This is a genomic window from Rhodococcus qingshengii JCM 15477 (assembly GCF_023221595.1).
Lineage (GTDB): Bacteria > Actinomycetota > Actinomycetes > Mycobacteriales > Mycobacteriaceae > Rhodococcus_F > Rhodococcus_F qingshengii.
Map to the genome: position 1 here is coordinate 293,660 of NZ_CP096563.1, position 11,475 is coordinate 305,134.

Genomic DNA, 11,475 nt, shown 5'->3' on the forward strand with positions numbered 1-11,475 from the left:
TTACGCGGGTGGCTCGGTGGCGTTCCGGCGCCCCAACGGGCCTGACGCGGGGTCGCTGACGATGAGGTACGGCGGCTTTCCCATTGCCGTCTTGACTGCGACACCGATGTATTCGGCGATCACACCCAACGAGAAGAGCACTGCCCCGAAACCGAACAGCATCACGATCATCGTCGACGCCCATCCTCGTACCTCGACGCCGGCGTCGAAGAACACGTACGACGCCAACACGTAGAGGACGATGACGAGACCGCCGACAGCGAACAGGAAGCCGATCAAGCTGACCATTCGCAGGCCCTTGGTGCCGCTGGAGAGAACCATTCGCCAGAAATGCGACAGCAAGCTTCTGAGGTGATATCCGGATGCGCGTCCGCGTTCCTCACGCAGTTGAACCGGGCTGGTGGTGACCTCTCCCGCGATCCAGCCCAGAGCCACGTCGAGGTACGCCTCGGATCCGGCGTATGCGGCGACCGACCGTCCGACCTCTCCGAGGACCAGTCGGAAACTCTGATACTTCACGGAGTTCTCGGACGAGAGAATTTTGGTGGTCAGCCATTTCGACGACTTCGACGCCGCGTTGCGTAGCGCACCGTGGGGTGCCGCGTTCACGGGCTGCGCGTAGACGAGGGTGGCCTGTTGATCCAGTGCAGTGTCGAGGAGTCCACCGATGTCGGCAGGGTCGTGCTGGCCGTCTTCATCCATGGTGACAACCCATTCGCCACCACTCGACGCCATTCCCGCCAGTGTTGCCGGATGTTGGCCGAAGTTGCGCGAGAGCCAAATGGGTCGGATGAAGTCATGTTGTCTCGCGAGTTCACGGATGACCGCAGCTGATCCGTCCGGACCGTGGTCGAAGACGAGAAGGACTTCTTCGACGACCAACGGCCGCCCGCCGGGAGTGGTCTGGGTTTTCGTCAGGGGAAGTATCTCGTCGATGAGTGCATTGAGAGTGTGTTCGCCCTGGTAAACCGGCACGACGACGGAAATTCGGTGCGGTTGCACCGACTCGGGTGTGCCATCGGTCTTCACAGGCGGGGAGTGTATACGTCGCCGGGGGTCGGTTTCTCGGCGTGGGGGCGTACATGTCGGCGAATCGTGAAGTTATGATCCGGATCACTCGACGAAAGTGAGTCTCCAGTGGCCGAGTTCGAAGATCACACCAACGATCGACGCGAGAACAATCGCGAGAACACAGGCCTTCCGGGGAGAGCCGATACGGGTAGCGGTGATACCACCGACACCGAGTACACGGCTCGGTTGCGTGAGCTTCAAGGCGCCAAATGGAAGCGCATTCTGAACGTGCAAGCGCCGTATCAATGGAATATCCGACGTTTCCTCGGCGGCCGGAAGGTGCTCGACGTCGGCTGCGGGATCGGCCGAAATCTGCGAAATCTTCCCCCTGGCAGTGTCGGGGTGGACCACAATGAACATTCGGTGGAGTTCTGTCGATCGGTCGGGTTCGAGGCGTACTCTTCGGCGGAATTTCACTCCGAAAGCGATCAGCGAACCTTCGACGGAATGCTGATGGCGCATCTCCTCGAGCACCTGCCGGCGGGAGAAGCTTCCGGCATCGTCGCCGAGTACCTTCCATTCCTGGAACCGGGTGCGACCGTCATGCTGATCTGCCCTCAGGAACGTGGCTTCGCCAGCGATCCCACGCATACCGTCTTCCTCGACGGCGTCGACCTCGAAAAGATCTGTGCGGACAATGGTCTTGTAGTCAGGCGCTCGCTGTCGTTCCCGTTTCCGCGGTGGATGGGAAAGCCGTTCATCTACAACGAGTCTGTGGTGATCGCGGAGGTCCCGTCCCGGCTCTGACGCCTGTCGCGGTAGTAGATCACGGAGAGGCCGGCAAGGATAACGAGTCCGAAGCCCATACCGACATAGCCGATCCTTTGTCCTGGGGAACGGAAGTTGATCACCAGTTCGGCGTTGTCGGTGCCAGGCGGCAGATCGACGTAGAGGTACGTTCCGCCGAGGCCCTTGGTCGGGATGGGTTCGCCGTCGAGGGTCGCGGTGTAGCCCGGCCATGCCAACCGTGCGAAGACCACGCTGCCACCGCCCGGTGAGCTGACTCGTACACGCTCGTTCTTGACGCTCATGTACTCGGACTGTGCGTCGGCATTGACAGTTGCCGACACACGGCCCGGTTGACCGGAGATCGGGCCGGCGTCGCGTTCGAGGACGTAGATCTGGTCCTGGGCGACCTCGGGCACTTCTGCCCAGTGCCACCCGGGTGGGGCGGGTTCGTTGTCAGCGCCCGGGTACTGCTTGCGCTGAAGGACGACGCGGTCGAGCAGCATCAGGTCTGCGCTGGTTCGACCGGTGTATTCATCCGGCCTGAACACGTTTCGGTAGGCGTCGTCGCACGTCGACCCGTCGAATCCCATACACAGCAGCGAAGCGAAGTCGGCGTGGCCGACAGGGGTGTACGCGTTGACGTAGTCGAGATCGAGCACCTTGGCGTAGTTTCCGTACACCTGCGAAGTCCACGGGAGTTCGGTTGTTTCGGCGTCGATTCGGATCAGCGCGCGATTGCCGAGCTGAAGGGTCGTGCCCGGGAAATCCGGAAAGTTCGCCTTGGCTTCGGATTGGCTGGTCGGCAGGTACCACTTGTTCAGCGCCTGGGGATACGCGATCACTTGATACAGAGTCACCGGAGCGATGGTGAGAATCAGTAGACCTGCGATCGCCGGGGCGCCGTATCTACGACCGAGGTAGATGGCGAGTGCTCCGACGGCAATGATCACGACAGCCCAGGTGAGATGTCGGATGAAGTACTGCGGACCCGAGGAACTGGCGCGAATCATCAAGACGAACACGATCAACGCTGCAGCGGTGACGCGTGATCGCAGCTTGTCCAAAGTCCCGAATCGGCTCAGCAGCACCCCGAGCAACACCAGGGAGAACACCGCGACGAAAGGAAGTAGCCGTGCCGGCCACCGAATCTGGCCGATGTCGCTGGGACCCGCGGTGAACAGCAGAATGAAAGCCAGCAGCAGTAGCGGGGTTACCAACTCTCGCAGCGACCTTTGTGCTTTCCGCCAGCCGATGAAAGCCAGTGCCGGTATCGCGAACCATGCGATGTACGTGATCGGTGCGTAGGTGGTCTCACCTGTCCAGGACTCGATGCTCGAAACCGACGACGGAATGCTCGCTGTGAGTGTTTCGGACCACGGTGCGGTCAGGAAGTTGTCGTTGAACGTGCCTTCTTCGCCGGTGCGCCAGGTGACGGCAGAGGAGAGCAGCCCGGGCAGAAATGTGATGGCTCCGCAGGCGGCGGCCGCGATGCCGACAAGACCGAGCTTCACCGTTGTCCGCCATTGCGGACTGCGGATGTATTCGCCCACCATCAGTGCCCCGACGGTCACTCCGGCCATCAATGCCGCATGGACGTAGCCGACGCTGATCGCGAGGTAGAGGAAGACGAACACAGGTATCGGCCCCGACCGGCCGCGGGCATAGCGAATTCCGCTGGCCCACGCCTGCACCACCCATGCCATTCCGATCACCGACGTAACCCACGACGGGTACTCGAAATACAGAGTGAAACCGGCAAAGGGAACTGCGCTTCCGGCGACGGCCGCCCAGTAGGGGCGAGCTCCGTATTCGAGGCAGACTCGATAGACGCCCCACCCGAGGATGATCGCGAATGCCAACTTGACCAGCGTGGCGAGCAGAGCGAGATCGTCGACCGACGGTGCGATGTAGTTGATGAAGATCTGTACCGGGTTCCACAGCCCGCCCTGGCCTTCGACCGGATAGTTTCCCGCCATCCACTGATCCAGGACCAGAGACGGGAATTGACCCTCTCTCATCAGATGGCCTAGCTGAACCCAGTTGCCGACAGCACCGGATTCGGTGTCGTCGACGTAGAAGTAGCGAGGGTCCACCGTGACGATCGCGAAGAATGCGAGGCACACGACTGCTGGGACCACAGCGCCCCAGCTCCAGCGTTCCCGACGGGTGGGAGCGGGTAGTTCGAGTGTCAAGGGATCTCCAGGTCGCACGGGTGGATGCACCAGAGACAGTAGCCGAGGCCGTGTTTTCGAGTTTCGGGGGTAATTCCACCTCGGATACCCTGCGAGTGACAGGTACAGCTTTTCAAGAGTCACGGTAGGAGTCATATGCCCGAGCAGGTAAAGGTGGGGGTGCCGGAGAACGGGCAGGTCAAGGCTCACCGTTTGGTGGTCCAGCGCGGCGTGTTCGTCGGGATGTCGCCGATAGTCAACGACGACCTGTACGTCGAGTTCCGGAAGGGCTCCGGTGAGCGGACCCGGCACCGAGTTGCCCTGGACAAGGGCGCACGTATCAGCACCAACACCTATTTCGGGCGTTTCGCTGCCAGCTACTGGCAGCGGTGGACGACTGTCACTGAGGTCGAGGCTTCGCTGCGGATCGAGAGCGAGGGTCGGTTCCGCGTCCGGATGGTTGCTTCGGATATCGCCGGGCATCGCCGTATCCTCGAGACCCGCGACGGATCGGGGTCCTCGCAGGTCGCGTTGACCTCACCGTTGGACAAGTTCGTCGACGGCGGCGCCCTCTGGCTCGAGGTGGATTCTCTCGACGCTCCGATGACGATCGACCACTTGGAATGGACCGTGGCGGCTCCGGAGACGGTGCGCCCGGTCTCGGTGGCGATCTGCACCTTCAATCGGGCCGACGATTGTGCCGAGACAGTTGCTGCACTCGCTTCCGATGCCACCGTGCGTGACCTCGTCAGCTCCGTGTATGTCGTCGACCAGGGCAACGACCTGGTGAAAGATCGGGCGCGCTTCGTCGAGGCGGCAGACAAGCTCGGTGAGAAGCTGAAATATCTGCAGCAGCCGAATCTCGGCGGAGCGGGCGGTTTTTCACGTGGGCTTTTCGAGGCTACATCCGAGGGGGCAGATCTCGCCGACGTCATCCTGATGGACGACGATATTCTCTGTGAACCAGAAACAGTGTTGCGCCTCAACGCTTTTGCGAATATGACGGTGGAACCGACATTGGTGGGTGCGCAGATGATGTATCTGCTCAATCCCGATTTCCTCAATGTCGGTGCCGAAGACGTAGATCTGAAGACTCTCCATCACGGGCAACGAGTGCCCAAGGCTCTCATCAACACGAGCATGCTCAAGAAGCGTCAAGAGCGTCGAGTCGATGCGGGATACAACGCCTGGTGGACGTGCCTGATCCCCGCCGAAGTTGTCGAAGCCATCGGGTTGCCCGTTCCGATCTTCTTTCAGTGGGATGACGTGGAGTACGGAATCAGGGCCCGGAAAGCAGGGTTTGTCACCGTCACGTTGCCCAACGCCGCTGTGTGGCATGCCGATTTCTATTGGAAGGACTTCGACGACTGGGCCCGCTACTTCAGTACGCGTAACTCCCTCGTCGTCGGGTCTTTGCACAGCGATCTCGACACCAAGGGACTTTCACGTCAGTTCTTCCGCCAGATCTCCGAATTCCTCGTCGGAATGCAATACGGCCTTGCCTTCACGACGTTGAAGGGCATCGAGGACTATCTCGACGGTCCGGAAGCGTTGCGGGACGGCGGCATCGAGGCCATGGCAAGCGTCCGTGCCGGCCGAGCGCAGTATGCCGAGACGATCAAACACGATGCGGCTACCGCCCCGATCGCCTCGAACGAACTCCACACCGAGCGTGCCGGTGGTGAGCCGAGCCTGATGCGAGTGATTCTGGCCAAACGTGGGTTGAATCAGTGGCTGGGGCGCACCCGTGGCGGTTTGGTCAATATTCCGCGCGAGGATGCGCACTGGTGGCACATCTCGCAGTTCGACCATGTAGTCGTCACCGATGCTTCGCAGTCGGGGGTACGTATCCGGCAGCGAGACAAGGCCACGGCGCGTGCTCTCTTGATCCGAACGGTGAAGCTACTGCGTCGATTCCAGAAGGAAGCACCTGCCGTGTCGACGAAGTACCGTGCTGCGATGCCCGAACTCACGAGTCGAGAGAACTGGGCACGTCTGTACGAGAAGTGATTCTCAGCTGGTGATCTCGACGATGACCTGCTCGTTGTCCACGGTGTACCCGAGGTATTCGAACGAGATGCCGGTGCGTGTGACGAACTCCGTCCACGCCCGGTACTCGTGCTGCTGCCACCCGGGATAGTTGAAGAATTCGTCGAAGACGACGATCGACCCGGGTACCAGGCGGTCGCCGAGGAGATCGAGCACCGTCTTGGTGGACGAGTAGAGATCGGCGTCGAGGTGCAGGAACGCAACGGGGCCGGGTTCGTCGTCCAGGAACGAGGGCAGGGTGTCCTCGAAGAGGCCCGGAACAAGTTGCGCTCCAGGTACTTCGGGGACTGATTCCTGAGCGAACTCACCAACCGGGAACCCGGTCCGCCAGGTTTCCGGAAGGCCGGAGAACACGTCGAAACCCGCGACGGTTCCCTCGCGTTCGGTGAATGCCTCCGCGATGATCCTGAGTGTGGTTCCGCTGGCAACGCCGAATTCGAGTGCCATGCCGGGTATTTCGATCAATCCCAGTGCATGGCGAAGCGTGTCGTGTGGGTGGCCGAACGTCTCGGCGACGCGAAGGTGTTCGAGGATGAACTCTGCGGTCGATGCCGTCGCTTGCAGGTCCACGGCGTAGGCCAGATCCCGTCGCTGACGAAATTCCAGTTCGTCGATCCTGGACCGGAGGCCCGCGATGTCACCGCGGGCCCCGGCCAGTTCGTCACGTGAGAGCGTCAGCGCATCGAGGATCTGTTGCGTGCGATCTGCGTTGCGCCGGTCGGCGGCCTCGACCACCTCGGATACCGCACGCTGAAGCTTGGTTCTGGCGCTGGAACGGAACTGCTCGAACATGGCAACCTCTCGTCGGGATCACTCCCATGCTGCCAGGCTTTGTTCGCTACCGGTCCCGACCGCGGTAGTGACTCTTGAGTTGTCGGGAGATCACCTTGATCTCCCGCGTCCTCTCTGCCTGCAGACGAGCATCGCTTCGCGCGGCGTTCCATGCATTCTCTCGCTGTAGTTTCCGGTAGCTCGCAAGTCTCCGTTCGTCGATATCGCCACGCCCGAGTGCGCTCAGGACTGCGCATCCCGGCTCGGAGTTGTGTGCGCAATCGGAGAACCGGCACTCTGCAATCAGCTCCTCGATCTCGGGGAACGTCTTGTCGATCCCCTCCGCTGCGTTCCACATGCCGACCCCTCGCAGGCCGGGTGTGTCGATCAGTGTCCGGCCGCCGGAGAATGAGATCAACTCTCTGGTGACGGTGGTGTGGCGTCCCTTTCCGTCACCGGTCCGAACGCGACCGGTCTCGAGTCGATCGGCGTCTGTGGTGTCCGCGAGGAGGGCGTTCGCGAGCGTCGACTTACCGGCGCCTGATGGACCGAGTATCGCCACGGTGCCGTCCAGAACTGCATCGAGTACATCCATTCCTTCGTTGGTCTCGGCACTGACGGCCAGCACTGTTGCGCCGGGCGCAATGGCAGTGACCTCGGCGAGAGTGTCGGAGATATAGTGAGCTGCATCCGATTTGGTGAGTGCCACGACAGGGGTTGCACCACTTTCCCAGGCGAGTGCGAGTAGTCGCTCGATGCGCCCGAGATCGACGTCGCCGTCCGAAGCCGTGGCGATGACGACGGTGTCGACATTGGCCGCCAGAATCTGGCCTTCCGATTTTCCGGATGCCGAGGATCGAACGATGCTGCTTGATCGAGGGAGTATCGAAGTGACCGTGTGCATCTCGGGTTCGCGTGAGTCCCGTAACTCGGCCACGGCGACCCAGTCACCCGTACAGAGTGGATCGCTGCCGCTGAGTGCGCGAACTGTGCCTTCGGCGACGGCCACGTCACACCGCCCCCGGTCGACGCGAAGAACGCGCCCGGGTGCGGAGTCCGGTGGGGCCAGGGCAGTGAATTTGTTCGAGAGTGTTGCGTTCCAACCGTATTCGGTCAGGGGCGTGCTGTTTTCCGACATGGTGAGTGTGTCCTCGAGTACGAAGAAGTGTGAATGTTGACGGTGCTGAAACTGCGGAACACGACAGTCATCAATACTCACTCCTCGAAAATCTCAGGACGCACCATGCGTCGGATCAGAATCGTCTCAGCCGCAGGCGCGACTGTGCAACTGATTTAAAAGATATCGGGGCAACTGCTTCAACTCAGGACGACTGACTAACTCGGGCGTTCGAACTTTTCTTCCCGGCCGAGCTTGCGCAGTCGCATCCACTCGCGCAGTCCTGCCGGATCGCGGCGTGTGATCAGGAAGTACCAGCCGAACCGAACCCATTCCTGCGGAAGCAGTTTCCGCATTCCCGGTTGGGCGAGGATGTATCCACGGTTGCGGTACGTGAAGTAGCGCTTCGTGTCGTTGTCGGGGTACTGCGTGTGCATGCGTCCGCCGAGGATCGGCTTGAACTCGTCCGCGCCGTTGGGGTGGACGTAGGCAGTTTGCAGGCAGGTACCGAACTTCAGGCCGGAGCGCACGAGGCGACGGTGTACCTCGACCTCGTCGCCGCGGACGAACAGGCGTAGATCCGGAACACCGACGGCATCGATCGCGTCGGCGGTGAACAGTGCGCCGTTGAAGAGGGACGCGATACCGGGCAGGAGATCCTCGTCGCCGAGTTCGGAACGCAACCGGCGCCACGACGTGCCGCGGCGAAGTGGGAAGGCAAGGCGGTCGGGGTTGTCGATGTCGCAGACGACGGGGGAGACCTCGGCCAGGTCGTTTCGAATTGCACAGTCGAGCAGTGTTTCCAGGACTTCGGGACCCTCCGGGCGCCCGTCGTCGTCTGCGAGCCAGACGCGGTCGGCGCCGAGCGAAAGTGCGTAGAGAATGCCCAGAGCAAATCCTCCGGCACCGCCGAGGTTGTGCTGAGAACCGATGTAACTGGTCGGCAGTGGGGCGTTGTCGACGAGCTCTTTCACATCGGCTTCGTCGGCATTGTCGACGACAACAAGATGGTCGAGCGGCCGCGACTGGGTGCTGAGAACCTTCAAGGATTCGGCCAGCAGTTCACGCCGCTTGTGCGTGACGACGACACCGATGATTTTCTCGGGTGCGCTCACGGGGTGCTCTCCCGTTCCGTTTCCTTGATGACGTGGCGCACATGCTCTGCGGCGTCGTCACCTTCGTAGGCGCGCACGACGTCTTCGATGTCGCCTTGCATGCGGATCTGGCCGTGGTCGATCCACATGGCGCTGTTGCACAGCTGGGCGAGGAATTCGTTGGAGTGGCTGGCGAATACCAGGATTCCGGAGCGTTCCACCAGCTTCTGAAGCCGGATGCGAGCTTTCTTCATGAATTCGGCGTCGACAGCCCCGATGCCTTCGTCGAGTAGCAGGATCTCGGGATCGATACTGGTGACGACGCCCATGGCAACGCGCACGCGCATGCCGGTGGAGTACGTGCGCAACGGCATCGAGAGGTAATCACCAAGTTCGGTGAATTCGGCGATGTCGTCCATTTTCGCGAGCATCTGCTTGCGGGTCTGACCGAGGAACAGGCCGCGGATGATGATGTTCTCGTAGCCGGAGATCTCGGGGTCCATGCCGACGCCGAGATCGAAAACAGGTGCGACGCGTCCGCGAATACTGGCGGATCCTCGAGTGGGTTCGTAGATTCCGGAGAGCAAGCGCAGCAGGGTGGACTTTCCGGCGCCGTTGTGGCCGACCAGCCCTACACGATCGCCCTCTTTGAGGTTCATCGTGATGTCTTTCAGGGCTTCTACGACCACGACATCGGAACTGTTGCGGCCGATGGCGCCACCTGCTTTGCCGAGAAATGCCTTCTTCATCGACCGGGACTTCGCGTCGAAGATCGGGAAGTCGACGCAGGCGTTGTGCGTTGAGATGTTCACATGTTCGGTCATTGCGATGTCCCTAAACCCAGTAGGGCACGCGGGCCCGGTATTTGCGAAGCGCCAGCAAGGCGACGGCCCACCCGACCACGGTGATCGTGATGACGATGTACCAGTGGTAAAGCTCTTGGGGCTGCCCGATCATCGGCGCGCGGACGATGTCCAGGTAATGGAACAGCGGATTGAGTTCGGCGATCTTTGCGCGATCTCGGACGGCGCCGCCCTGAGCCTCGAGGCTTTGCGTTGTCCACATGATCGGTGTCAGCACGAAAAGGAGCAACGTCAGCGAAGACAGAATCGGTGCGATGTCGCGGTATCGAGTGGCGAAGATGCCGAACACGATCGAGACCCACAGTGCATTGAGCACGATAAGTCCCAACGCCGGGATCGCGGCTAGCGACGCCCAGCTCAGATTCCGCCAGACTCCGAACGCGACCACCATGATCACGTAGATCAGGAGGTTGTGTGCGAAGAACAGAATTTGCCGCCACACCAGACGGTAGATGTGCACGCTCAAGGCCGATGGCAGCTGTTTGATCAGGCCTTCGTTGGCGACAAAAACTTCGGAACCCTCGATGATCGAGGCATTGATGAGGTTCCAGACGATCAGGCCCACCGTCACGTACGGCAGGAACTCCTGGAGTGGCATGTCCAACAGGGCCGCGTACAGGATGCCGATGGCGGTGGCCTGCACGCCGGTGGCGATCGTGATCCAGAACGGACCGATCACCGACCGGCGGTAGCGCTGTTTGATGTCCTGCCAGCCGAGGCTGAGCCACAACTCACGCTGATTCAGACCGTCGCGAAGGTCTTTGAACGCACGACGGAACGTCTGGGAGTCGGACACGGGCGCGGGTGCGTCCGGCGTCTCGGATTCGATTGCGGATGCTGACACGGAGGTCGAGCCTACCGGCCTGGCGTCGGAGCCGGTTTTCCCGCGGACTTCGTGGTGGTCCGGGTTACAGATACTGGCCGGTTCCCGGGCTCTGTTGGTCCGGATGGGCAGGCGAATGCGGAGCCCCGATGCTCATGCCGGGAGGCAGTGCGCCCTGCCGCATTTGTTCGAGCTGGGCGCGCGCTGCCATCTGCTGCGCGAACAGTGCGGTTTGAATTCCGTGGAACAGTCCTTCGAGCCAGCCGACGAGTTGGGCCTGCGCGATTCGCAGTTCGGCGTCGGAGGGAATGGAGTCGTCGGTGAACGGGAGGCTCAGTCGCTCGAGTTCTTCACGGAGTTCGGGTGCCAGGCCTTGTTCCAGTTCTCGGATGGACGAGGTGTGGATGTCCTTGAGGCGCTTGCGGCTGGCGTCGTCGAGCGGCGCGCCGCGCACTTCTTCCAAGAGTTGTTTGATCATCGTGCCGATTCGCATGACCTTGGCCGGCTGCTCGACCATCTCGGCGACGGACTCGGCTTCGGATTCCGCGCCTTCGGTGGTGCCGGATGTGGAGGCCTCTGCCTCGGCCGCCGGCATTGCGACGGGTCGACCGTCGGGTCCGATAACGAGTACCTGCTCTTTGTCGGGGTTCGTCATGCTTCCATCTTGTCGTGTGTGGGCGACAAACGCCGCGTAACCCCCAAAAAGTTAGCTATCGAATAACTGTACTGACGGGTAATTGGGTGACTGCCTTCGACTAAGCGGGCGTCTGCACCTAGAGTGTCGAGC

General features: G+C 61.4%; 10 protein-coding genes. 2 read left to right on the top strand and 8 right to left on the bottom strand.

Annotated elements, in window-relative coordinates; genetic code table 11:
* Positions 1 to 1,029, bottom strand: a complete 1,029-nt coding sequence (locus tag M0639_RS01255) for a glycosyltransferase (RefSeq protein WP_223257872.1) — start codon at positions 1,027 to 1,029, stop codon at positions 1 to 3.
* Positions 1,030 to 1,137: 108 nt separating this feature from the next.
* On the opposite strand from M0639_RS01255, the gene M0639_RS01260 reads away from it, so the two are divergent.
* A complete protein-coding gene (locus tag M0639_RS01260; RefSeq protein WP_081557214.1) occupies positions 1,138 to 1,818 on the top strand; it encodes a class I SAM-dependent methyltransferase in 681 nt (226 codons plus the stop codon).
* Here the strand turns inward: M0639_RS01260 and M0639_RS01265 are convergent.
* Positions 1,773 to 3,992, bottom strand: coding sequence for a hypothetical protein (locus M0639_RS01265; protein ID WP_050655630.1), 2,220 nt, complete (start codon positions 3,990 to 3,992; stop codon positions 1,773 to 1,775). The two genes, M0639_RS01260 and M0639_RS01265, sit on opposite strands and share 46 nt — an antisense overlap.
* Positions 3,993 to 4,127: 135 nt before the next feature.
* Between M0639_RS01265 and M0639_RS01270 the strand changes: the two genes are divergently transcribed.
* A complete protein-coding gene (locus tag M0639_RS01270) occupies positions 4,128 to 5,981 on the top strand; it encodes a glycosyltransferase (RefSeq protein WP_064073582.1) in 1,854 nt (617 codons plus the stop codon).
* A 3-nt stretch (positions 5,982 to 5,984) separates the two neighbouring features.
* Here M0639_RS01270 and M0639_RS01275 read toward each other — a convergent pair whose 3' ends face one another.
* The 6 genes from M0639_RS01275 to M0639_RS01300 all read right to left on the bottom strand — a co-directional run bounded on the left by M0639_RS01275 (position 5,985) and on the right by M0639_RS01300 (position 11,343).
* On the bottom strand, positions 5,985 to 6,812 hold the full coding sequence (locus M0639_RS01275) for a TylF/MycF/NovP-related O-methyltransferase (protein WP_064073581.1): 828 nt from the start codon (positions 6,810 to 6,812) through the stop codon (positions 5,985 to 5,987).
* A gap of 46 nt (positions 6,813 to 6,858) precedes the next feature.
* Entirely contained in the window at positions 6,859 to 7,929 is a 1,071-nt protein-coding gene (gene rsgA, locus M0639_RS01280) for a ribosome small subunit-dependent GTPase A (RefSeq protein WP_064073656.1), read from the bottom strand.
* 197 nt (positions 7,930 to 8,126) lie between these two features.
* Positions 8,127 to 9,023 (bottom strand): galactofuranosyltransferase GlfT1, encoded by an 897-nt coding sequence (gene glfT1, locus M0639_RS01285; RefSeq protein ID WP_019746444.1) that lies wholly within the window; start codon positions 9,021 to 9,023, stop codon positions 8,127 to 8,129.
* Complete coding sequence (gene wzt, locus M0639_RS01290; RefSeq protein WP_064073580.1) at positions 9,020 to 9,826, bottom strand: galactan export ABC transporter ATP-binding subunit Wzt/RfbE; 807 nt, start codon at positions 9,824 to 9,826, stop codon at positions 9,020 to 9,022. Before wzt ends, glfT1 begins: the two co-directional genes overlap by 4 nt.
* A gap of 10 nt (positions 9,827 to 9,836) precedes the next feature.
* The gene (wzm, locus tag M0639_RS01295; protein WP_050655609.1) at positions 9,837 to 10,709 is read right to left on the bottom strand and encodes a galactan export ABC transporter permease subunit Wzm/RfbD; all 873 of its coding nucleotides are present in this window, start codon (positions 10,707 to 10,709) and stop codon (positions 9,837 to 9,839) included.
* Between the two features lie 64 nt (positions 10,710 to 10,773).
* On the bottom strand, positions 10,774 to 11,343 hold the full coding sequence (locus M0639_RS01300) for a bacterial proteasome activator family protein (RefSeq protein ID WP_064073579.1): 570 nt from the start codon (positions 11,341 to 11,343) through the stop codon (positions 10,774 to 10,776).
* Positions 11,344 to 11,475 lie beyond the last annotated feature (132 nt).